We start from the raw sequence: 21,603 nt of genomic DNA, 5'->3' as shown, positions 1-21,603 counted from the left end.
GGTCAGGGTTGGCCGGCACTTCTCTCTTCGAACCGGAACCTACTCTTCCGGCGGAAGCGGATCGCCGCGCGATCGGTGTCCTGCTCGCCAATGTCGGCACCCCGGCGGCGCCGACGGCGAAAGCCCTCCGCCGCTATCTCCGGCAGTTCCTGAGCGACCTCCGAATCGCCGAGGTGCCGCGCTGGAAGTGGCTGCCGATCCTCTATCTCTTCGTGCTCACGACGCGGCCACAACGGGTCGCCAGGCTCTACGGGAAGATCTGGACCGAGGAAGGGTCGCCGTTGCTCGTCATCGGCAACCGTCAGGTCGAGGGCATCGCCGCCAGGCTTCGGCAGCAGGCCGGCCAGAAGGGACCACAGTTCCACGTCGCCCTCGGCATGCGCTACGGCGAACCGTCGATCAGGAACGCTCTCCTGGAACTACGCAACAGGGGGTGCACCCGCCTCCTGTTCTTCCCGCTCTTTCCGCAGTACGCGGCCGCCACCACGGCATCCACGATCGACATGCTCGCCCGGCAACTCCGCCGCTGGCGCTGGGTGCCCGAGCTGCGCACGATCAACAGCTACTACGACGACCCGGGTTTCCTGCGGTCACTCGCCGCGAGCATCCGCGAGACCTGGGTCGACACAGAGCCCGACCGGCTCGTCCTCTCCTACCACGGCGTACCGCAGCGCTACATCGACAACGGCGACCCCTACCAGTGCCAGTGCCTGGAGACGACGCGGCTGCTGGTTCACGAACTCGGCATCGACCAGGATCGCGTGATCAGCACGTTCCAGTCCCAATTCGGCCGCGAGTTGTGGATCGGCCCCAAGACCGACGCCCTGATGCGTGAGCTGCCGCGGGCCGGCCTGACTAGGGTCGACGTCGCCTGCCCCGGCTTCTCCGCCGACTGCATCGAGACGCTCGAGGAGATCGAAGTCGAGAACCGCGGCTACTTCGAGGAAGCCGGGGGCGAACGCCTCCGCTACATTCCCTGTCTCAACGACCGTCCCGATCACCTGGACGCCCTGACGGATCTGATCCTCCGAAACACCCGCGAATGGTGCTGACACTGACACGCCTGTGACAATCCACGCGTCGCACTAGGTCAGAATCGCCCGATGGACAACTGCTGCGTCGTCGCGGCGACCTGGCGCTACGCCTCCGCCGGGGAGATCGCTCAGTACACGCTGCCGGCAAGCCGTCGCGTGGCCGAAATGCGTCGGCTGAGGCAGAGAATCGGCGCTCAAGGGCTGGTCTATCTCGCCACCTGCAACCGGGTCGCCTTCATCTTCTCCGCCGAACCGGGGACCACGCTCGCTTCCTGCCGCCGGGAGTTGCTGCGCCTGGTCGCGGGCGCCGGTGCGGCGCGACGCGTCTTCAGGACCTGGGAGGGCGAAGGCGCCGTCGAGCATCTCTATCTCGTCGCGTCCGGCCTCGACTCGGCTCAGCCGGGCGAACGCGAGATCCGCGGACAACTGCGCGACGCGCTCGACGAGGCGACCGTCGCCGGGACCGTCGACTCCGACCTGAGGCGGGTGATCGAATCCGCGCTCCGTGCCGGCAAACGCGTCCACCGCGAGACGGGTGTGGGCGCCGGACGCACATCGCTGTCCGAGATCGCGGCCGATCTGCTGAGCGAACAAGTGGCCCGTTCCGCCGGGCCGGTCGCCCTGGTCGGCGTGGCGGCGATGACCGAGACCTGCACCGAGCGCCTCCACGACCGGGGCGTGCCCCTGATTCTCGTCAACCGCACCGCCGGGAAGGCCGAGGACCTCGCCAGACGAACGGCTGAGGCGGTTTCCTCCCGGAGTGCCACCCCGGCCATCGAGACGATGGGTCTGGAGGCGTTCCGCGCCAGACCGCCGGCCGTAACGGGGTTGCTGTTCTCGACCGGCGCGCCCGAACCCGTGGTCGATCGCCCCTGTCTCTTCGCCCTTGCCCGCGCCGGCCAGGAACAGCTCGGGGCCGCGCCGCTGGTCGTCGACATGGCGATTCCGGCCGATGTCGCCCCCGCCGACGCTCGTGCAGCCGGTCTTCGCCGGATCGGCATGGACCAGATCAACGAACTGGCTCAGCAGACCCTGCGCGACCGGCGCGAGCGCACCGCCGAGGCCAGGGTCCTGATCGACGAGGAACTCGACGCGTTCCGCGAGGCGATGGCGACCCGGTCGGTCGCCGGCGCCATCCGGGCGATCGGCGCGAAGTATCAGGACTCACTGGGCACGAACCTCGACCGTCTGTTGCAGAGCGACCTGAAGGACATCTCCGAGGGCGAGCGAGCGGCGCTCAGGGAATGGACCGCCGTCATGGCGAAGCGCCTGAGCCACCTCCCGGTCGTCGGCCTGCGCGCGGTCGCGATCGAGATCGGCCAGGACGGCGTCGACGCCTTCCTCGCCGCCGCGGCCCCGGAGCTGCTCGAGAGCCGTCGCGCGGCGGACGGCGCCAAGTGACCGCCTTCGCCGGGTCCGCGGCCCGTCCGGCGGCCGCATCGCCCAACGACCCACCGGCCGACAACAACCTGCTGCTTCGCACGCTCCGTTTCGAGGACACGCCGCGGCGACCGCTCTGGATCATGCGGCAGGCGGGACGCATCCTGCCCGAGTACCGGGCGCTCAAGGAACGCCACGGCTTCGCCGGTCTGGCCCGGAATCCCGAGCTCGCGGCCGAAGTCACCCTGATGCCGCTTCGCCGCTTCCCGCTCGACGCCGCGATCACGTTTGCCGACATCATGTCGCCGCTGCCGGCTCTGGGAGTCGACTTCCGCTTCGACCCCGGCCCGGTGATCGCCGCACCCCTCCGCGATCCCGGGGCGGTGGCGGCCCTGCCCGACCCGGACCGCCTCGACGACGCCGAGATCGCGCCCGAGGTCACGGCGGCGCAGCGGCTGGTCCGCCGCGAACTGAACCCGGCGACCGCGCTGCTCGGCTTCGCCGGCGCGCCCCTCACCCTCGCCGCCTACCTGGTCGAAGGCCGCGGCGTGCGCGACTTTCCCCGGCTGCGGGCGTTCGCCTACGAACATCCGGCGGCTTTCGACGCCCTGCTCGACCGACTCGGCCGGCTCTCGGCCCGCTACCTGATTGCCCAGCACCAGGCCGGCGCGGACGCGGTCCAGGTCTTCGATTCCTGGGCCGGTCTCTTCCCCCGGGCCGAGTGGCGCCGCCGGGTGCGGCCCCACCTCGAACGACTGCTCCGGCGGCTCGGCGACGCAGGCGTCCCCCGCATCCTCTTCCTGCATGCCGCGCCCCAGTTGGTGAACGACTACGCCGACCTGCCCTGCGAGGTCCTCGGCGTCGACTGGCGAACCGATCTCGGAGCGCTGCGCCGGCGCCGGCCGGACCTCTGTCTGCAGGGCAACCTGGACCCGACCGTTCTCCTCGCCGGCGAAGAGGCGATCCGGCGCGAGACCGTACACCTGCTCGCCAGCCTGCCCCGCCGCGGCCACATCGCGAACCTTGGCCACGGCGTGCTGCCGGAGACCCCGCTGGAAGCGGTGCAGACTCTGGTCGAGGCCGTCCACGCCGAGGCGGAGGACGCTTGAGCGAACCGCCGGCGGCCGGCCGTCTGGTTGTCGTCGGCGGCGGGCCTTCCGGACTTGCCGCCGCGTGGAAGGCGTCTGCTGAGGTGGATCGCGCGGGAGCTTCCCCGGAGATCGTCGTACTCGAGGCGGAGGATCAGGTCGGCGGCAAGGCCCGGACAGAGCAGGCCGGCGACTTCCTGATCGAGACCGGTCCGCAGGGCTTCCTCGACGATCAGCCGGTCGTGCGGGAGATGATCGCGGCCTGCGGTCTCAAGAACGAGGTGCTGGCGCCGGAACCGGCGGCAAATCGCCGTTACATCTATCGGGGCGGCAGGTTGCGGGAGCTGTCGCGCAGTCCGGCCGCCTTCGTCCGCAGCGGTCTGCTGGGGCCGACCGGCCTGGCGCGCATGGCGATGGAGCCCCTCGTACCGGCCCGACGTACCGGTGCGGATCGCACCGAGGGCGCGGGCTCGATGAGCATCGGCGCCGCCACAGACGACGAGTCGCTCTTCGACTTCGCTGCCCGCCGCATGGGTCGGCAGGCGGCCCGGCGCCTGATCTCGCCCGTCGTTCTAGGCATCTTCGCCGGCGACGCGCGGAAGCTCTCGGCCGCGGCCGCGTTCCCGCGCCTCGTCGCGATGGAAGAAGCCTACGGCTCGCTGTTCAAGGCGATGCGCGCCGGCCGACGGCGCGGCGGTCCTCCTCCCGGGCACCGGACTCTTCGGCGCGGCGTCCAGGCGCTGCCGCACGCCGTCGAAGCCCTGCCGGGGATCGAAATACGCTGCAACCGGCGCGCGAACGCGATCAAGCGGCGCGGTGACCGCTTCACGGTCACTTCCTCCGGCGGCGAAGTCACGGCCGATGCGGTCGTCGTCGCGGCCGACCTGCCCTCGGCGGCCGATCTGGTCGACGGCGTCTCGGCAACGGCCGCGGACGAACTCCGGCGGATCGAGTCGCCCCCGATGGCGATCGTCCACACGGCCTTCGACGCCGCGGCCGCGGGTCATCTGGAGCCGGCCTACGGCTTCCTCGTCGCCCGCGGCGAGGGCATTCGCATGCTTGGCTGCCAGTTCGAGACCGCGACGTTTCGCGGCCGCAGCCCGGATGGCACGTTCCTGACCCGCTCGATGTTCGGCGGCGGCGTCGATCCGGAGGCAGCCGACCTCGACGACGACGCGCTGATCGACCTGACCCGCCTCGAGCTACGTCGGACAGTCGGCATCGACGCCGCACCGACCTACACGAGCGTTGCCCGATGGCCACACGCCATCCCCCAGTACGCTCCAGGCCACCCGCAACGCGTGGCAAGGATCGAGGCCGCCCTGGAGCCGACCGAGGGCTTTTACCTCGCCGGCAACGCGCTCTACGGCATCGGCCTGAGCCGGGCAATCGCCGTCGGTGCCAAGTGCGGCGAACGTGCGGCACGCCACGTGCTCAGCCAGTAGATCGATTCCCACGAGAGCCTGCCTTTCGGCAGGCATCCGGGCTACACTCACCGGTCCCGTCAAACAACACACGCGGAGAGATGTCGCCATGAGGGAAGCGCTGCAGTTCTACATCAACGGTGAATGGGTCGACCCGGTGACCCCGAAGACGATGGACGTCATCGATCCGTCGACGGAAGAAGCGATCGGCCGGATCAGCCTCGGCAGCGCGGCCGACGTCGACAAGGCCGTAGCCGCGGCGCGGGCCGCCTTCGAGTCCTTCTCGCAAACCAGCCAGGAAGAGCGCGTCGAACTCCTGGGCCGGATCGTCGCGGGCTACCAGGCCCGGATCGGCGAGATGGCGGAGACGATCTCGATGGAGATGGGCGCCCCGGCCTGGCTCGCCAAGGCCGCGCAGGCTCCGTCCGGCCTCGGCCACTTCGCCGGCGCCCTGAACGTGCTGAAAGGCTACGACTTCACAGAAACCCGCGGCACAACGAACATCGTCAAGGAACCGGTCGGCGTCTGCGGCCTGATCACGCCCTGGAACTGGCCGATCAACCAGATCGCCTGCAAGGTCGCTCCGGCGCTCGCCGCGGGCTGCACGATGGTCCTGAAGCCGAGCGAGGTGGCGCCGCTCAACGCGATCCTCCTCGCAGAGATCCTCCACGACGCAGGCGTGCCGCCGGGCGTCTTCAACCTGATCAATGGCGAAGGACCCGAGGTCGGAGCCGCGATGTCGGCCCACCCCGGCATCGACATGATGTCCTTCACTGGCTCCACCCGGGCCGGCCGCGCGGTCGCCAAGGCCGCCGCCGACTCGATCAAGCGGGTCTCGCAGGAGCTCGGCGGCAAGTCACCGAACATCGTCCTCGAGGACGCGGACATCGACAAGGCAGTCAAGGCCGGCACGCGGCAGTGCTTCCTGAACAGCGGCCAGTCATGCAACGCGCCAACGCGGATGCTGGTGCCGGCCGCATCGCACGCCCGAGCCCTCGAGGTCGCCAAGGCCGCCGCCGAGGCGACCGCCGTCGGCCCTCCGGGCCAGGAAGGCGTCGCCATCGGTCCGGTCGTCAGCAAGGTCCAGTACGACAAGATCCAGGGCCTGATCGCCAAGGGCATCGAGGAAGGCGCCGAGCTCGTCACCGGCGGCACCGACCGCCCCGAGGGCCTGGACAGCGGCTACTACGTCCGCCCCACCGTGTTCGGCGGCGTCAGCAACGACATGACGATCGCCCGCGAGGAGATCTTCGGCCCCGTGCTCTCCATCCTCCCTTACGAAACGGAGGAGGAAGCGATCCAGGTGGCCAACGACACCGTCTACGGCCTGTCGAGCTACGTCCAGTCCGGCGACCTCGACCACGCCCGCAACGTGGCCTCCCGCATCCGAGCCGGCAACGTCCACATCAACGGCGCCCCCGCCGACTTCGGAGCCCCCTTCGGCGGCTACAAGCAGTCCGGTAACGGCCGCGAGTGGGGCGACTTCGGCTTCGAGGAGTTCCTGGAGGTCAAGGCCGTGATGGGAGCGCTCCCGAAGGCGAGCTAGAGGCCGCTTGTCGGTGCGCCGGCCCTCTGGCCGGCAACCGGCGCGAAGCGCCTCCGATCAGGCCAGCCGGCCGAAGCGGCCGGCCGGGTCGAGCGCCTGCTCGACGCGGCGCAGGAGTTCGCCGCCGGTGCGGTAACCGAGGATCGGCTCGTTTGCGGCGTCGGCTGGCGCGCGCAGCGCGAGCGCCGTCAGCTTCGACTGCGTGAGGGCGCGGTCAAGGGCCGGCAGGTCGGCGACGCGTTCGGCGGGCCAGGCGACGAAAGCCTGCTGGATGCCGGCGCTGTAGACCCTGGCTACGCTGGACGCGTCGAGGTCGGCAAGGACCTGTTCCAGGGCGCCGGCCGTGGCCGGAGTCAGGGGGAGCTTGAGCACGGAGGCGTCCGGCGAAGCCCAGCCGAACTCGCGGCGGGTGTGCCAGAGGCTCGCGTCGGCGTCGCCCGAGAGAGTGGTCACGTCCGTGTCGAGAAGATCGGCGGCGCGCTTCAGACGGGCGTCCAGGGCGAAGCTGCGCCCTCCGATCCGAATCTCCAGGTCCCAGCCGGCCAGGCCGTGGACCAGGTCGAGGCACTCGATCTCCACCGCGCCGGCCCCGACCCGGCCGGCGGCCTCGATGGCCTCGTCGAGAGCCATGCCCGCGAGGCGCAGGGTGGCGGAACTCTCCGGGTGCGGGAACACCTTGAACGTGCACTCGGTGAGGACTCCCAGGCGTCCCAGGCTGCCGACCATCAGCTTCGGCAGGTCGAAGCCGGCGGCGTTCTTCACGACCTTGGCGCCGCCGCGGACGATCTCGCCGCGGCCGTCAACAAAGGTCACCGCCAGCAGGAAGTCGCGCAGCCCGCCGTAGCGGAGTCGGCCGGGACCGTTGGCACCGGCGGCGACCGCGCCTCCGACGGTGCCGCCGGCCTCGACCAGCAGTGGATCGAACGGCAGGTACTGCCCCTCGGCGGCCAGCCGCGCCTCGACGTCGGCCAGCGGCGTGCCGGCCAGAGCGGTCACTGTGTACTCGCTCGGCAGGTACTCGGTGATGCCGTCGAGCACCGACAGGTCGAGCACGTCGGCGCCGTCCACCGACCACAACACCGCCTTCGTGCCGCCGCCACGCGGCACCACCAGCTGCGCACCGCGTACGGCTTCGGCAACCTCGGCCGCCGAAGCCGGCCGATGAACAACGCCGCTCACGAGTCTCCTGGCTTTCCGTTGTTGACCGCGCCGCCGCGCCTCATTCGCGCGAGATGACGCCAGCTACCTCTAGCGGATGCGGACCGTGGCTCAGCAGCGCCGGCGCCTCGGCGTCCGGGAACATCTTGCCCCGGTTCGCAAGTTCACCGGGATCGATCGCCAGGCGAATCCGGCGCATCGCGTCCAGGTCGGCCTCATCGAACATCTCGCCCAGGTACTGCCGCTTCTCCATCCCCACGCCGTGCTCGCCGGTGATCGAACCGCCGAGGTCGATGCAGAGCCGGAGGATCTCGCCGGCCAGCTCTTCGGCCCTCTCCAGCTCGCCTTCGACCCGGCCGTCGAAGAGGATGAGCGGATGCAGGTTGCCGTCACCGGCGTGGAAGACGTTGGCCACCCGGATGCCGTGCTCCTCACCCAGGTGCTGGATCTTCGTCAGCGCTTCGCCCAGGCGGGACCGGGGCACGACGCCGTCCTGCACGATGTAGTCCGGACTCAGCCGCCCAACCGCCGAGAAGGCGCTCTTGCGGCCCTTCCAGATGCGCATCCGGTCGTCCGGGTCGCTGGCGATGTGCTCCAGGTAGGGCTTCGACTTCCGCACGACATCGAGCAGCAACTCGCTCTCGGCCGCCACCTGCTGCTTCTCCCCTTCCAGCTCGACGATCAGGAGCCCCTCGGCGTCCAGCGGATAGCCGGCACCGACCGCCGCCTCGGCGGCCTCGATCGCCAGGTTGTCCATGATCTCCATCGCTCCGGGCAGCAGGCCCGAAGCGACGACCGCCGCCACCGCCTCACCCGCCGCCGCCAGCGAATCGTAGGCCGCCAGCAGGGTGAAGTACGTCTCGGGCTTCGGCAGCAGGCGGAGCGTGATCTTCGTGGCGATCCCGAAAAGACCCTCGGAGCCGACGAACAGGCCGACCAGGTCGGGGCCGACGCCCTCCAGGCTGTCGCCGCCGATCTCGATCACCTCGCCGTCCGGCAGCACCACCTCGAGACCGAGCACGTGGTTGCTGGTCATGCCGTACTTCAGACAATGGGCGCCGCCGGAGTTGAAGGCCAGGTTGCCGCCGATCGTGCACACGGACTGGCTCGACGGGTCGGGCGAGTAGTAGAGGCCGTAGGGCTCCGCGGCGTCGGACACGGCCAGGTTGACCACACCGGGCTCGACCACCGCCGTCCGCCGCACCGGGTCCACTTCGAGGATCCGGTTGAGCCGATTCATCGCGATGACGACGCCGTCGTGGACCGGCAGCGAACCGCCGGACAGGCTGGTACCGCTTCCGCGCGCGAGGAAGGGCACGTTCGCGGCGGCGCAGAGCCGCACCACGTCGACGACCTCTTCCGCCGAATCGACCAGCACGACGGCCCGAGGACGGGCCCGGAACGCGGTCAGGGCGTCCGACTCGTAGGCCGCCATCGGGGCGGCACCGGTGAGGACGCGGTCGGAGCCGAGGCGCTGCGTGAGGGCGCCGAGGAAGCTCGTTGCGTCGGCTGAAGCCATCAACGGTCAGCCTACCAATGGCGGGACCTGGCGCCGCAGTTCGCGCGGCGTCGGCGGCTCAGTCGCCCAGCGGCATGACGATCCAGAGCAGGATGTAGACGATGATCCCGGGGAAGGCGACCGAGAGGATCGAGACCAGAATGTAGAGCAGACGGACACCGGTCGGGTTCCAGCCCAGCCAGGCGGCGATGCCGCCGCAGACGCCGCCGATCAGGCGGTCGGACGCGGAACGATGAAGGGGTCGGGATTGGGTGGCGGTCGCGGTCACGGTCGGTTCCTCCAAGAGAGACTGCTCACGTTCAACTACGGATTCTGAACGACTTGGGTTCCAGGTCGCCAGTTTCGGCCGACTCATAGCCGGTTACGCATAGGATGAGTCCGATGGCCGAGCAAGAGCAGGCTCCGGAACGGCTCGGAACGCTGCGGAGCCTTGCACAGGCCGTCCGCTCTTGGAGGACCCTGTCGGTCGTCCTGCTCTCGTTCTCGTCCGGCATGCCGCTGGGCCTGGTCTGGATCGCGATTCCGGACTGGATGCGCGACGCCGGCATCGACATCCGGCTTGTCGGTCTGTTCACCCTGGCCCAGGCGCCGTGGACGTTCAACGTGGTCTGGGCGCCCCTCATGGACCGGTTCCCGCCGCCCTTCCTCGGTCGGCGACGGGGATGGGCCGCGATCGCTCAGGTCGGTCTGCTCCTCGGCACTCTCGGCCTGTCCGGCGTCGGCGACCACCCCGATACCCCCTGGCTGGCCCTCGCCCTGACCCTGGCGATCGCCATGGCGGCCGCGTCCCAGGACATCGCGGTCGACGCCTACGCCGTGGACGTGCTCCGCAAGGAGGAACAGGGCGCGGCGGTCGGCGCCCGGATCGGCCTCTATCGACTTGCCATGCTCGTTGCGGGTGGAACCGCGATCTCGGTTGCCGGAGCCATCTCCTGGCCCCTCGTCTGTGTCGGTCTGGCGGCTCTCTACCTGCCCATGCTGGCGGTCACGATCCTGGCGCCCGAACCGAAGGACCTGCCGCCCGGCCCGAAGACGCTCCGGGACGCCGTCTGGCAACCGTTCCTGGGCTTTCTCTCCCGCCACCGGGCTGTCGAGATACTCGCCTTCGTCATTCTCTTCAAGTTCGGCGACAACCTGGCACAGGGCCTGCTCCGACCCTTCCTCGTCGACATGGGGTACTCGGAGTTCCACCGCGGCGTCGCTCTCGCAACCGTCGGCACGACCGCCACGATCGTCGGCTCGATCGCCGGCGGCCTGGGGACCAACGTGATCGGCCTCGGCAGAGCGCTGTGGATCTTCGGATTCCTCCAGATCTTCTCGAACGTCGGGTACATCCTGCTGGCGAACCTGCCAATGCAGCCGAGCCTCCTCTACGGCGCCATGGGCTTCGAATCCCTATGTCAGGGTCTTGGTACCGGCGCCTTCTCCGTACTCTTGCTGCGCATGACGCAGAAGCGCTTCTCGGCAACTCAATACGCTCTGTTCTCGACCCTCTTCGGTATGGGACGGATCGTCTCCGGGCCTATCGCCGGCTTCATGGTCCACTCCGTGGGGTGGTCGAACTTCTTCCTGTTCACGATCCCGCTTGGCCTGCCCGGCCTCTACATGCTCAGCCGCTTTGTCAGGCCCAGAGAGCGGGAGCCGAAGTTCGAGGTCCGCCGCCAGGAGCCGCTGCCGCCGCGGTCGCCGGCGCAACTCGCTGCCCACGGCCTGACGTACGGCACTGTCACGCTGGCCGGAGGCGCCCTCCTGCTCACGGGTCTGGCCGCGCTGGAGGCGGTACGCGATGGCGAGTTCGCCGACTTCGGTTTCGGATCCGCGCTGCTCTCGGTTTCCACGCCGTCGGACATGTTCGGCTGGATCCAGTTGGCCGGCCTGATCACTTTCGGCGTCGCGATCGGCCTGTTCGCGGCCGCGGTGCAGGCGGCGCGCCATGGAGCTGGAGCCGCACGGGCGGCGGCTAGTAACGAGCCGTAGGGCTACCGAGCCACCTGGCCCATCCGCAGCGCGCGCTGCATCGTCGTCGGCTCGTCGGGATAGAGCTTGGCGACGTACTCGCCGTAGCCGTTGAAGATCGGCGTGTCGAACGGCTGGCTGTTGTGCAGCCAGTGCGAGGTCGCCTGGCTCCAGCGTGGATGCGGAATGTTCGGGTTCACGTTCGAGAGGTAGCCGTACTCGTGGGGCTGGATCTGCCAGAAGATCTTCGGCTCCTCGGCCACGAACTCGATCTTCACGATCGACTTGGCGCTCTTGTAACCGTACTTCCACGGCACCACGATGCGCAGCGGCGCACCGTGCTGCTTGACCAAGGGCTCGCCGTAAATGCCGGTGGCGACGAAGGCCAGTTCGTTCATCGCTTCATCCATCCGCAGGGCTTCGAAGTAGGGCCACCCGTACCAGTGCGCCTCCCTGACGCCCGGCATCTGATCCCTCTTGAGAGCCGTGAAGAAGCGCACATGCCTGGCCGACGACTTGGGCGCAGCCTTCTCGATCAACTTGCTGAGCGGAAAACCGCTCCAGGGCACGTTCATCGCCCAGCGTTCGACGCAGCGGAAGTGGTAGAAGCGCTCCTCATGGGCGAAGGCGAAGATGTCGTCGAGGTCGAGCGTCATCGGGTTGTCGCACAGGCCCGTGACCTCCACCTTCCACGGCTCCACGGTGAACTTGCCGGCGAACTTCCACACCGGACCGGCGCGGCCCGGGAAGAACTCATAGAAGTTGTTGTGGATGCCGGCCGCCTCGCGCGGAGTCAGCTCGCCGCCGACGCTCGCCGGCGGACCCGCGAACTTCGAGTTGCGCTTCGGCCTTGCGCTCGGCTCGGCGCCGTAGACGTCGGGCCGCTCGAGCGCCGGCTTGAGCATCTCCTCGATGGGCGGCGCCGGTGGCGGCGCCGGCACCTGCCGGCGGAGACGGAACTGGGATGCCAGAGGCGACGCGCCGGCAATGCCGATTGTGGCCGCGGCTGCGGCCACGAACTTGCGCCGGTTCATGTAGACGTCCCGCGGCGTCGGTTCGAGGCTCGGCAGCCGTACTCCGGCGTCGGACGGGAGGTAGCGGGCGGGGTCGTACTTCTTGATCCACATCGTGCTGGATCCGAACGGGACGGCCAGAGTCGCTATTCCGTTCGGAGCTTCCTCCTGTTCTCCTGCGCTCCGCGGCCGGGCGCTACGCTCAAGCCTACCAGCCGGACAGGGCACCTCCCCACCACGTCTGGGGCGCCATCCGCCGCCCGCGCCCGCTCAGGCGGTCGAGCCAGAGGGCGAGCCGGCGCAAGGGGGTGCCCGCCATCCACCGCCAGATCCGGCTGAGGCGCCTGGAGTAGTCCCGGTTGTAGGGGCAGACCCTGACGCAGATCGAGCAGTCGGTGTTCTGGTTCGACCAGAACCGGAAGCACTTCTCGGCGTCCGTCGTCCACTTCCTGACGCCACGGATGTTGGAGATGTTGTAGATGCGGTCCGACGGCGCGTCCATCGCGATGGCCTTCGGCGGGCACGCATCGGAACATGCGCGGCACACTTCGCAGGTCTCGCGCACGCCGAAGCGCCGCGGACGGTCGTGAGCCAGGGGCATGTCGGTGAAGATCTTCCCGAGCCGCACCCTGGGACCGAACTCCCTGGTGATCAGCAGGCCGTGACGGCCGTACTCGCCCAGCCCGGCCTTGATCGCGAGAGGAATCGCCAGGGCCGTGTCGTTCATCGTCGGCACCGCCTCGTAGCCCATGTTCCGGATGTACTGGGCGATCGCGAGCAGCACGACCGTGTCGCTGCTGTAGCCGACGCCCGTTGCCGTACCGCTGAGGGCCGACGGCACGGTCTGTACCAGCCTCCGGTCCATCGCCTGCGCAATGACGACGACGTTGCCGAGTTCGCCCGGAAGCTCCTGAGGCTTCTCCGTCTCTGTTTCCCTCGAGTAGGCGTGCGTGTACACCCAGCGCTCGTCATAGCCGGTGATGCCGATCAGGTCGGCGCCCAGTGCGCGGGCGGCCGTCTTGAGGTCGACGGCGAGTCGAGCGGCGAGGACCTCCTCCGGTTCGTCGCTTTCGTCCGGCGGACCCGGACCGTCCCGGAGCACCGTGTAGGGGTCGAGGAAGCCCTCGCGACGGTCGGCGCCTTCCCGGAACTCCGCGAACAGATCGGTGACGTGCCAGGAAGCGTTGCGAAGCGCGTAGTCGCGCCGCGTGAACCCCTCGACCGGGCGCCAGCGCAGCTCCGAGGTGCGGTACGTCTCATAGAACATGTCCGAGCGGGAGGTCCTCACCTCGGGATCCCAGAACGAACGGCAGAAGACGTCGTCCTTCTGCGAGAAGCGCTCGAAGTCCTCCCCTACCTCGAACCCCGCTTCGGCATCGCTGACAGGGCGTTCCATGCGCGTCAGACCAGGGCCTCGATGAACTGCGCCGCCCATTCGTGGACGGAATGCCGCCGCACGACCTCGCGCATCGCCTTCATCCGCCGCGCCCCGTCGTCCGGGTCGAGCGTGATCGCCCGTTCGATCGTGGCCGCCATCGCATTCACGTCGTGGGGATTGACCAGCAGCGCGTCCGGCAGCTCGGCCGCCGCACCGGCGAACTCGCTCAGCACGAGCACGCCGTCGTCCTCGAGCCGGGTGGCGACGTACTCCTTGGCGACCAGATTCATGCCGTCGCAGAGCGGCGTCACGAGCATCACGTCGGCGACCAGGTAGAAGGCGATCAGTTCCTCGAACGGCAGGCTGCGCCGGAAGTACTGGACCGGGACCACGCCGAGCTCGCCGTACTCGCCATTGATCTGGCCGACCAGTTCCTCGACGTCGCGCCTCAGGATCTGGTACTCCGAGATGCGCTCCCGGCTCGGCACCGCGACCTGGACCATCACGGCATCGCGAATCGACCGGTCCTTGCGGCCCAGCCACTCGAGGAACGCCTTGAGCCGAAGGTCGATGCCCTTCGTGTAGTCGAGGCGGTCGACGGAGAGGATGATCTTCCGGCCGCGCCGAAGCTGCTGGAGCTGTTCGGCCCGCTCACGGATCTCGGGCGCAAGCGCGGCGTTCGCGTAACGGTCCGTGTCGATCGAGATCGGAAAGGCGCCGACCCGGATGTCGCGCCCCTGATAGCGGATCGTCTCGCCTTGAGGCTCCGCCTCGATCAGCCGGTCGGCGAGCCGCGTGAAGTTGTAGGCGCCCGCCGGGGTCTGGAAGCCGATCACGTCGGCGCCGAGCAGGCCCTCCAATACCGCCCGCCGCCACGGCAGGCGCAGGAACAGTTCGATTGGCGGGAACGGGATGTGCAGGAAGAAGCCGGAGCTGATGTCCGGCCGCAACTCGCGGAGCATCCGCGGCACGAGTTGCAGGTGGTAGTCCTGGATCCACACCCGGCCACCGGGCGCGGTGCGGCGCGCGGCCTCTTCCGCGAAGCGCCGGTTGACCGCCACGTACGGGTTCCACCAGTGCCGGTGGTACTCGGGCGGCCGCACCGCGTCGTGGTAGAGCGGCCACAGGGTCGAGTTGCACATCCCCTGGTAGGAGCCGGAGACTTCGGCCTCCGACACCGGCACCGCCACGTTCAGGATGTCCTCGTGCCGGAACGGTTCCGGCGCGTCGTCGGCGCCGCCGGTCCAACCCACCCAGCAGCCGCCGGCCTCACGGACGATCGGCGACAGGGCGCTGACCAGGCCGCCGGGACTCTGCGTCCAGCGCAGTTCGCCGTCGACTTCCTCGCGACGCACCGGGAGGGTGTTCGCGACGATCACGAGCTCCGACTGCCGAGCAGCCGGCAAGTCCTGAAGGGCCATCGGTTTCTGTATCGTAAGGGATCTCGGTGGAGGCCACGTGAAGCAGAGAGCGCATCCTCCACACGCGGCCTGGGCCCTCCTGGATACAGATGCTGAGGCGCCACCGCCGCACACTTGGGCCCTGTTCCTGGATGTCGACGGCACTCTGATCGAGATCGCCGAGGCGCCCGACGCGGTCCACGTCGACGACGGGATCGGCAGCCTGCTGGCGCGCGTCAGGGAGGGCCTCGACGGTGCCCTGGCTCTAGCCAGCGGGCGGTCGCTCGAAGTCCTCGACCGTTTTTTCGAACCGCTCCTGCTGCCGGCGGCAGGGCTGCACGGCCTGGAGCGGCGGTCGGCAACCGGCAAGGTCAGCCGGAGCGACGGTTCGGCCGCACTCGGGCCGGCACGGACAGAGCTGGAACGCTTTGTCGCCGGGCACCCCGGCACGCTGCTCGAGGACAAGTCGGCGACCCTAGCGCTCCACTACCGGCGTGCAGCCGGCGCCGAGGCCGCGGCGCGCGAGGCGATGGCACACGTGCGCACCGCGCTCGGTTCCGGCTACCGGGTCCAGGAGGGCAAGATGGTGCTGGAGCTCAAGCCCCATCGCCCGAACAAGCGCACCGTGGTCGAGGACTTCATGACCGAAGCGCCGTTTCGCGGCCGGGTGCCGCTGTTCATCGGCGACGACATCACCGACGAGGAAGGATTCGAAGCCGTGCAGAGGGCCGGGGGCGCCGCGATCGTCGTCGGCCTGGACCAAGGGAGCGGCCGCACCAGCGCCGCGAGATACGGCCTCGGCGGCGTGCCCGAGCTACATCACTGGCTGGAAGCTCTGTGCAGACGTCTCGAAGTCCGATGACGGGCGGGGCGTCCAGGCCGCTCGACGGGGGCGTGATCGGGAATTGCGGCTTTGGCGCCCTGATCGATCCGCGCGGCCGCATCTGCTGGACCTGCCTGCCCCACTTCGACGGCGATCCCGTGTTCCACTCGCTTCTGGGTCGTACGGACGAGCAGGACCCGGAGGCCGGCGGTTTCTTCGACGTCCTGCTCGAGGGGTTCCGCGAGAGTGAGCAGCACTACCTCGAGAACACGGCGATCCTGCTGACGACATTGCGCGACGGGAATGGCGCCGCGATCCGGATCACCGACTTCGCGCCCCGGTTCGAGCAGTTCGGACGTTCCTTCCGGCCGACGATGATCGCCCGCACCGTCGAGCGGCTCTCCGGCGAGCCGCGGATCCGCATTCGGCTGCGACCGCGGTTCGACTACGGCTCCCGCCGCCCCGAGGTGACCCGGGGCAGCAACCACATTCGCTACGTCGGCCCCGGTCTGACCCTGCGGCTGACGACGGACGCCCCCGTCTCCTTCGTCACCGATGAGATCTCGTTCGTCCTCGAGCAGCCCCTCACGCTACTGCTCGGACCCGATGAGAGCCTGACCGAGCCGGTCGACTCCGTGGCACGCGAGTTCCAGAGCCGGACGGAGAACTACTGGCGCGAGTTCGTGCGCCACCTGGCCGTACCGTTCGAGTGGCAGGAAGCGGTGATCCGGGCCGCGATCACGCTTCAGTTGTGCAGCTTCGAGGAGACCGGAGCGGTGCTCGCGGCGATGACGACCTCGATCCCCGAAGCGCCGGGCACCGGGCGCAACTGGGACTACCGCTTCTGCTGGCTGCGGGATTCCCACTTCGTCGTTCAGGCGCTCAACCGGTTGGGCGCAACGCGGACAATGGAGGGCTACCTCGGCTACATCACGAACCTCGCCGCGGCCGCCGAGGGCGGCGTGCTGCAGCCGGTCTATGGCATCAAGTTCGAACGGGAGCTGACCGAGCGGACGATCGACGCACTGGGCGGCTATCGCGGCATGGGGCCCGTGCGAGTCGGCAACGACGCCTGGCGCCAGCTCCAGAACGACAGCTATGGCAGCGCGATCCTCGCCGTGACCCAGAGTTTCTTCGACCGCCGTCTCGTCAAACCCGGCAATCCGCGCGTGTTCGGCTGGCTGGAACAACTCGGCAGCCAGGCCGTCGCGCTATTCGACCAGCCGGATGCCGGCCTCTGGGAGTTCCGGCAGCGCAGCGCCGTCCACACCTTCTCGAGCGTCATGTGCTGGGCCGCCTGCGACCGTCTGGCTCGCATCGCGAGAGCGCTCCGCCTGACCGATCGCCAGAGACACTGGACGAACCGGGCCGAAGCGATTCGCTCGCACGTCCTCCAGCACGCCGAAACCCAGGGCGGCGGCCTGGCCGCCACCCTGGACGGCGTTGGCATCGACGCCAGCCTGCTCCTGCTCCACGATCTGGGCTTCCTCGACGCCGCCGACCCCTGCTTCGCGGCCACGGTCGAGTCGCTCGAGCCGCTGCGTTCCGGCGGCCACTTCTTCCGCTACCGCGAGGACGAGTTCGGCGCCCCCACGACCTCCTTCGCCGTCTGCAGCTTCTGGTACATCGACGCGATCAACGCCCTCGGCCGCGGCGAGGAGGCCCGCGAGCTGTTCGAACAGATGCTCGATCACCGCAACCCGGTCGGCCTGCTGTCCGAGGACCTCGATCCCGAGACCGGCGAACTCTGGGGCAACTTCCCCCAGACCTACTCCATGGTCGGCCTGATCAACTCCGCGCTACGGCTCAGCCGGCCCTGGAGCGAGGCCTTCTAGACTCGACTCATGAACGCCGACCGACTCCACCTCCACGAGGAATTGCTGCTCCTCGCCCTGCACGACACGAAGGGCACCCTGGGCGGCGCCCACACGACCATCGGACTCGGCGGCGCGATCGCCGCCGAGTTGCTGCTTCAGGAACGCATCCGCATCGACGAATCGCGCCGCTGGCGCAAGCTGGTCGAGGTCCGCGACATCAGCCGAACCGACGACGCCATCCTCAACGAGTGCCTGAAGAGAATCCGATCCGCCAAACGGCGGGCCTCGGTCCAGACGTGGATCACACGCTTCTCCTCCATGGGGAAGCTCCACCACCGGGTCGCCGAACAACTCTGCGCGCGGAGTATCCTGCGGGCGGATGAGCAGGAGATCCTGCTCATCTTCAAGCGGCGGGTGTTCCCGGAGATCGACCCTGGCCCCGAACGCGAGATCATCGAGCGCCTGCGGGCCGCGATCTTCACTGACGACCGGGAGGTCGAGCCGCGGACGGTCGTCCTGACCGCGCTCGCCCACGCGGTGGGTCTGCTCAACCCGACCTTCGGCCGCGGGGAACTGAGGCCCCGAAAGCAGCGTCTGAAGAGCCTCGTGAAGGGAGACGTCATCGGCCGCGCCACCGCGAACGCCGTCGAAGCGGCGCAGGCCGCCATCGCCGCGGCTGCCGTCATGCCCGCCATCATCGCCGCCTCGACCTCCTCGAACTCCGGCTGACCTTGCCCAGGCTCTACGCTGAGATCGCCCCCTGGTGGCCGCTGATCTCGCCGCCCGAGGAGTACGAAGAGGAAGCCGGCATCTACCTCCGGCACCTGCTCGAAGAGGCCGACGTCACCCCCCGGACCGTCCTCGAACTCGGCAGCGGTGGCGGCCACAACGCCTCCCACCTCAAGGCGCATTTCGAGATGACCTTGGTCGACCTCTCGCCCGGGATGCTGGCGATGAGCCGGCAGCTCAACCCCGAGTGCCGGCACGTCGAGGGCGATATGCGGACAGTCCGCCTCGACCAGACGTTCGACTGCGTCTTCGTCCACGACGCGATCGACTACATGACGACGCTCGACGATCTCCGCGCCGCCATCGAGACCGCATGGGTCCACTGCCGGCCCGGAGGCGCCGCTCTCTTCGCGCCCGACCACCTGCGCGAGAACTTCCGGCCCAGTACCGACTGCGGCGGTTGCGACGGAGAGGACCGGAGCGCCCACTACCTCGAGAACACCTGGGACCCCGACCCCACGGACACGATGATCACCACGGACTACGCCTTCGTACTCCGCTCACAGGACGGCAGCGTCGAGGTTGTGCACGACCGGCACGTCACGGGCCTCTTTCGCCGCACCGACTGGCTCGACCTGCTGGCCGACGTGGGATTCGAGGCAGAAGCCGTGCCCTGCGACCACTCGGAGATCGAACCGGGGGAGTACGAATTGTTCGTCTGCCGGCGTCCGTCCCTCGGGTAACAGAGGTCCCCGACGGCTTCTTCGTTTCCGCTCTGACGTCGCCTCCCGGACGACCCGTATAGTCCCCAACCGTCAGGAGGGACAGCTTTGACCAAGAACCGTTCGCGAACCCGCCCATTCCTCGCCGTTTCGCTCAGCGTTTGCGTCTTCGGCATCGCCGGCTGGGCGGGCGCCGAGGACCGCGGCTTCTACGTCGCCTTCGAGGCCGGCCTCGTGGAAGCCTCCACCCTGGAGGCCGCCATCTCGGGCGCCGACCATCCGACGAGGTGCGACGTCCTGCTCTACGCAGATCCGGCCATGGCGCCGACGGGAGACCCCGCGTGCAGCGGACCGGGTTCGTCGCCCGAAGTCACCAATCGTTTCGACCTCGGTTCCCGCTTCACCGGCAGCCTCGGTATCGGCTACGACCTGGGCAGGTTGCGCGTCGAAGTGGAGCACACGGCCCGGCAGCACGACGGCGGCACGATCCACTTCCTGTCGACGACCGGCGACCCGACCTTCGACAACAAGATGACCGAGTGGAGTCCAGTCGATCCTCCCACCGTGACGGTCTCGGACTTCGACTCGCGCGAGCTCTTCGTCAACGCCTACTGGGACTTCGACAACTCCACGTCCTGGACCCCCTTCGTCGGCCTGGGGGTCGGCCAGGCCCGCGTGAGCCTCCGCTACGGCGCCCGCCTCCTGCGCAAGACGCTCGCGCAGGGCTACCAGGACGTCGACCCGCCACTTACCCTCGCCGATCGTCCGGCGGCGGGCGCCGGCACGATCAGCCTCTTCGACAGCGAGTTCAGCGACACCCTCTCCGGCTACCAGGTCCTGGCCGGTCTGGACCACACCCTCGGCGACAACGCATCGTTCACGATCAAGGCGCGATGGGCCCGGTTCGAGGAGTTCGGCGGAAGCGACCTGTGGAAGGTGGTCCGGAGCCACGAACCCGTCCAGGCGGACGGGACGACCCCGTTCACGAGCGACCTGGGATTCGATGGGAACGGGTATGTGGGTGTGTCGGTGGGGTTGCGGTATCGGTTCTGAGGCCTCATCCGGGGCGCAGGGAAGGCCACCTCCCTTCGCGTATGCTTGCAGTCCCTTGCCGACCCGGCCCGGCGGCCGCCTGACGGCGGCGCCTTCGGCGTCCTGCCCCGCTCCGGACGCGTCCAAACTCCTGCCGCGACAAGGAGACAAGCGTAGAACATGACGACGCAAGAGACAGCCAAGCCCAGCGAGCCGCCGACCTTCGCCGAGATTCGGGAGATCTTCGCCGACGTGGGCCGAAAGAACCGGGAGATCGCCGCGCTCATGGCCGAGCACGAGGCCACGGCCAAGAAGAGAGAAGCCAAGGCCGAGAGGGAGATGGAGGCACTCCGAAAGAGGCAGGAGGCAACGGACCGCCAGATAGCCGAAACCGGCCGCCAGCTCAAGAAGACGGAGAGCTACTTCACGTCCCAGTGGGGAAAGCTGATGGAAAGCCTGGTCGATGGCGACCTCGTGCCCCTGCTCAACGGCAGGGGAATCGCCGTCGAGCACACCCACCAGCGGCGCGAGGGACGACGAAACGGCGAGCACTTCGAGTTCGACATCGTGGCCGTGAACCGGTGGGAGGTCGTGGTGGTCGAGGTCAAGACGACCCTGCGATCAGAGGACGTGACCCGGTTCCTTGCCAAGCTGTCGAAGTTCACCGACTTCGCACGCGAGTACCGGGGCAAACGGGTTCTGGGCGCCGTGGCCTACCTCAAGAGCGACGGCGCCGTGACGACCTACGCGGAGCGCAAGGGACTCTTCGTCATCCGGGCCACCGGCAGCAGCGCCAGCATTCTCAACGCCGAGGACTTCGAGCCCAGGTCGTTCGGCTGATAGAGCAGCTGGCCGCCCTCAGGATGAACGCTCGATCAACCACGGTGGCCGGTCACGGCCGGTAGTTGTCCACCTCGAGGCTCCATTTGCCCGGCTGCGTGGAGACGATCTGTGGGAAGTCATCGCCGACACTGACCTGGATCGGATCAGGGGCAAGGGCGAGATCAGTCATCGGCAGCTGGTCGACCACGCGGCGGCCGGAGGCTTCAAAGAGGCCGATCAGCGGATGCTCTTAGCCGATCCCGAACTCATCGAGCAGGCAGCGCGAAAGCTCCTCGGCAAGCACTTTCCACCCTCCTTGCACGACTCGATCCGCGACGCGGTCAGGCTCGCGAGGCCCGTTGAGCAAGTGCTTCAGCCGAAGGCTCCCACCACCCGCGATCGCAGTTTCCGCCATGCCGTCCTGCGAGCGTACGAACGACGCTGCGTTGTGTGCGGCTTCGATGTCCGACTCAACGACGAACTCGTCGCGTTGGAGGCGGCACACATCAGGTGGCACTCTCACGGAGGGCCCGACCAGGTCCGCAACGGTCTCGCTCTTTGCATCCTCCACCATCAGACCTTTGACCGCGGAGCAATCGGCCTGGAGCGGGCGACCAAGGGCTATAGGCTCGTCGTGTCGGACGAGGCAAACGGCCAGAGTCCGGCGTTTCACCAACTCCTCGACTGTCACGGTAAGCGGATTCGCAACCCTCAAAGCGCCCGGCAACGCCCAGACCCAAACTTCGTCGGCTGGCACCGGAA

General features: G+C 68.7%; 19 protein-coding genes. 12 read left to right on the top strand and 7 right to left on the bottom strand.

The features are described 5' to 3' along the window. Nucleotides 1-8: 8 nt before the first annotated feature. The 5 genes from hemH to OXG83_13805 all read left to right on the top strand — a co-directional run bounded on the left by hemH (nucleotide 9) and on the right by OXG83_13805 (nucleotide 6,472). A complete protein-coding gene (gene hemH, locus OXG83_13825) occupies nucleotides 9-1,052 on the top strand; it encodes a ferrochelatase (GenBank protein ID MCY3966109.1) in 1,044 nt (347 codons plus the stop codon). 51 nt (nucleotides 1,053-1,103) lie between these two features. After that, on the top strand, nucleotides 1,104-2,435 hold the full coding sequence (locus OXG83_13820; GenBank protein ID MCY3966108.1) for a hypothetical protein: 1,332 nt from the start codon (nucleotides 1,104-1,106) through the stop codon (nucleotides 2,433-2,435). Then, the gene (hemE, locus tag OXG83_13815) at nucleotides 2,432-3,523 is read left to right on the top strand and encodes a uroporphyrinogen decarboxylase (GenBank protein MCY3966107.1); all 1,092 of its coding nucleotides are present in this window, start codon (nucleotides 2,432-2,434) and stop codon (nucleotides 3,521-3,523) included. Before OXG83_13820 ends, hemE begins: the two co-directional genes overlap by 4 nt. Then, nucleotides 3,520-4,947, top strand: coding sequence for a protoporphyrinogen oxidase (hemG, locus tag OXG83_13810; protein MCY3966106.1), 1,428 nt, complete (start codon nucleotides 3,520-3,522; stop codon nucleotides 4,945-4,947). The genes hemE and hemG overlap by 4 nt, the downstream gene beginning before the upstream one ends. A gap of 88 nt (nucleotides 4,948-5,035) precedes the next feature. Next, nucleotides 5,036-6,472 carry an aldehyde dehydrogenase family protein gene (locus OXG83_13805; GenBank protein ID MCY3966105.1) on the top strand — a complete coding sequence of 479 codons (1,437 nt, stop codon included), beginning with the start codon at nucleotides 5,036-5,038 and terminating at the stop codon, nucleotides 6,470-6,472. Between the two features lie 57 nt (nucleotides 6,473-6,529). Here OXG83_13805 and OXG83_13800 read toward each other — a convergent pair whose 3' ends face one another. Genes OXG83_13800 through OXG83_13790 form a run of 3 tightly spaced genes read right to left on the bottom strand, consistent with a single transcriptional unit; the run spans nucleotide 6,530 to nucleotide 9,417 of the window. Further along, complete coding sequence (locus OXG83_13800) at nucleotides 6,530-7,651, bottom strand: FAD-binding protein (protein MCY3966104.1); 1,122 nt, start codon at nucleotides 7,649-7,651, stop codon at nucleotides 6,530-6,532. 40 nt (nucleotides 7,652-7,691) lie between these two features. Continuing rightward, nucleotides 7,692-9,149, bottom strand: a complete 1,458-nt coding sequence (locus OXG83_13795; GenBank protein MCY3966103.1) for an FAD-binding protein — start codon at nucleotides 9,147-9,149, stop codon at nucleotides 7,692-7,694. Nucleotides 9,150-9,207: 58 nt separating this feature from the next. Then, nucleotides 9,208-9,417, bottom strand: coding sequence for a PspC domain-containing protein (locus tag OXG83_13790; protein MCY3966102.1), 210 nt, complete (start codon nucleotides 9,415-9,417; stop codon nucleotides 9,208-9,210). Between the two features lie 113 nt (nucleotides 9,418-9,530). Between OXG83_13790 and OXG83_13785 the strand changes: the two genes are divergently transcribed. Continuing rightward, the gene (locus OXG83_13785; protein MCY3966101.1) at nucleotides 9,531-11,126 is read left to right on the top strand and encodes an MFS transporter; all 1,596 of its coding nucleotides are present in this window, start codon (nucleotides 9,531-9,533) and stop codon (nucleotides 11,124-11,126) included. A 2-nt stretch (nucleotides 11,127-11,128) separates the two neighbouring features. Here OXG83_13785 and msrP read toward each other — a convergent pair whose 3' ends face one another. The 3 genes from msrP to OXG83_13770 form a co-directional block, all read right to left on the bottom strand. After that, nucleotides 11,129-12,232 (bottom strand): protein-methionine-sulfoxide reductase catalytic subunit MsrP, encoded by a 1,104-nt coding sequence (gene msrP / locus OXG83_13780; GenBank protein MCY3966100.1) that lies wholly within the window; start codon nucleotides 12,230-12,232, stop codon nucleotides 11,129-11,131. A gap of 94 nt (nucleotides 12,233-12,326) precedes the next feature. Further along, nucleotides 12,327-13,514 (bottom strand): 4Fe-4S dicluster domain-containing protein, encoded by a 1,188-nt coding sequence (locus tag OXG83_13775; GenBank protein MCY3966099.1) that lies wholly within the window; start codon nucleotides 13,512-13,514, stop codon nucleotides 12,327-12,329. 5 nt (nucleotides 13,515-13,519) lie between these two features. Then, a complete protein-coding gene (locus OXG83_13770; GenBank protein MCY3966098.1) occupies nucleotides 13,520-14,917 on the bottom strand; it encodes a trehalose-6-phosphate synthase in 1,398 nt (465 codons plus the stop codon). Between the two features lie 37 nt (nucleotides 14,918-14,954). On the opposite strand from OXG83_13770, the gene otsB reads away from it, so the two are divergent. The 6 genes from otsB (at nucleotide 14,955) to OXG83_13740 (ending at nucleotide 20,859) form a co-directional block, all read left to right on the top strand. Then, nucleotides 14,955-15,758: a trehalose-phosphatase gene (otsB, locus tag OXG83_13765; protein MCY3966097.1), complete on the top strand. Its 804-nt coding sequence runs from the start codon at nucleotides 14,955-14,957 to the stop codon at nucleotides 15,756-15,758. Next, nucleotides 15,755-17,554 carry a glycoside hydrolase family 15 protein gene (locus tag OXG83_13760; protein MCY3966096.1) on the top strand — a complete coding sequence of 600 codons (1,800 nt, stop codon included), beginning with the start codon at nucleotides 15,755-15,757 and terminating at the stop codon, nucleotides 17,552-17,554. The genes otsB and OXG83_13760 overlap by 4 nt, the downstream gene beginning before the upstream one ends. A gap of 9 nt (nucleotides 17,555-17,563) precedes the next feature. Continuing rightward, complete coding sequence (locus tag OXG83_13755; protein ID MCY3966095.1) at nucleotides 17,564-18,265, top strand: GPP34 family phosphoprotein; 702 nt, start codon at nucleotides 17,564-17,566, stop codon at nucleotides 18,263-18,265. A 2-nt stretch (nucleotides 18,266-18,267) separates the two neighbouring features. Further along, complete coding sequence (locus OXG83_13750; protein ID MCY3966094.1) at nucleotides 18,268-19,008, top strand: class I SAM-dependent methyltransferase; 741 nt, start codon at nucleotides 18,268-18,270, stop codon at nucleotides 19,006-19,008. Between the two features lie 87 nt (nucleotides 19,009-19,095). Next, complete coding sequence (locus tag OXG83_13745; protein ID MCY3966093.1) at nucleotides 19,096-20,040, top strand: outer membrane beta-barrel protein; 945 nt, start codon at nucleotides 19,096-19,098, stop codon at nucleotides 20,038-20,040. A gap of 159 nt (nucleotides 20,041-20,199) precedes the next feature. Next, on the top strand, nucleotides 20,200-20,859 hold the full coding sequence (locus tag OXG83_13740; protein ID MCY3966092.1) for a hypothetical protein: 660 nt from the start codon (nucleotides 20,200-20,202) through the stop codon (nucleotides 20,857-20,859). 232 nt (nucleotides 20,860-21,091) lie between these two features. On the opposite strand, the gene OXG83_13735 is transcribed toward OXG83_13740, so the two are convergent. Next, on the bottom strand, nucleotides 21,092-21,598 hold the full coding sequence (locus tag OXG83_13735; GenBank protein ID MCY3966091.1) for a hypothetical protein: 507 nt from the start codon (nucleotides 21,596-21,598) through the stop codon (nucleotides 21,092-21,094). Between the last annotated feature and the right edge of the window lie 5 nt (nucleotides 21,599-21,603).

This window comes from Acidobacteriota bacterium, assembly GCA_026707545.1.
Classification (GTDB): Bacteria; Acidobacteriota; Thermoanaerobaculia; order Multivoradales; family Multivoraceae; genus Multivorans.
This window is presented reverse-complemented; position numbering and strand designations above follow the sequence as displayed.

Excerpts from the sequence above, each read along its gene's own strand:
- OXG83_13805 (MCY3966105.1), top strand. The coding sequence starts at position 5,036 with ATGAGGGAAGCGCTGCAGTTCTACATCAACGGTGAATGGGTCGACCCG.
- OXG83_13785 (MCY3966101.1), top strand. The coding sequence starts at position 9,531 with ATGGCCGAGCAAGAGCAGGCTCCGGAACGGCTCGGAACGCTGCGGAGC.
- OXG83_13775 (MCY3966099.1), bottom strand. The coding sequence starts at position 13,514 with ATGGAACGCCCTGTCAGCGATGCCGAAGCGGGGTTCGAGGTAGGGGAG.
- OXG83_13820 (MCY3966108.1), top strand. The coding sequence starts at position 1,104 with ATGGACAACTGCTGCGTCGTCGCGGCGACCTGGCGCTACGCCTCCGCC.
- OXG83_13770 (MCY3966098.1), bottom strand. The coding sequence starts at position 14,917 with ATGGCCCTTCAGGACTTGCCGGCTGCTCGGCAGTCGGAGCTCGTGATC.
- OXG83_13760 (MCY3966096.1), top strand. The coding sequence starts at position 15,755 with ATGACGGGCGGGGCGTCCAGGCCGCTCGACGGGGGCGTGATCGGGAAT.
- msrP (MCY3966100.1), bottom strand. The coding sequence starts at position 12,232 with ATGTGGATCAAGAAGTACGACCCCGCCCGCTACCTCCCGTCCGACGCC.
- OXG83_13755 (MCY3966095.1), top strand. The coding sequence starts at position 17,564 with ATGAACGCCGACCGACTCCACCTCCACGAGGAATTGCTGCTCCTCGCC.
- OXG83_13740 (MCY3966092.1), top strand. The coding sequence starts at position 20,200 with ATGACGACGCAAGAGACAGCCAAGCCCAGCGAGCCGCCGACCTTCGCC.
- OXG83_13795 (MCY3966103.1), bottom strand. The coding sequence starts at position 9,149 with ATGGCTTCAGCCGACGCAACGAGCTTCCTCGGCGCCCTCACGCAGCGC.